Origin of the sequence: Clostridium boliviensis, assembly GCF_033342255.1 — a bacterium.
Classification (GTDB): Bacteria; Bacillota; Clostridia; order Lachnospirales; family Lachnospiraceae; genus Lacrimispora; species Lacrimispora boliviensis.
In genome coordinates, this window is record NZ_JAWONS010000207.1 from 1 (window position 1) to 366 (window position 366).

Sequence of the window (366 nt, forward strand, 5' to 3'; positions counted from 1 at the left end):
CTGGATTTTCCGGTGAACGAACTGGCCAACCGGTATCTGTTGATCACCGGGTCGGGAAAGTACTTCAAAAATATCAAGGATGATCTGGAAGGCTCCCTGGGACTGTTGCGGATCCATGAAGACGGGAAAGGGGCCGAGCTGTTGTGGGGGCTGGCCGATGGCGGCCGCCCCACCAGCGAGCTTCCCACCCATCTGATGAGCCACATCGTTCGCTCGAGGCGGGATCCGTCGCATCGGGTCATCATGCATACCCATCCCACCCATTTGGTGGCCATGTCGTTCAATCACGATTTGGATGAACAACGCTTTACCCGGACCCTGTGGAAGATGTGCACGGAATGCATCGTCGTGTTCCCGGAGGGCATC

Annotated in this window: 1 protein-coding gene; it reads left to right on the forward strand. The window is 57.4% G+C overall.

Annotated elements, in window-relative coordinates:
- Positions 1 to 366: rhamnulose-1-phosphate aldolase (rhaD, locus tag RZO55_RS12545; protein WP_318064625.1), on the forward strand; the 366-nt coding region annotated here is incomplete at both ends.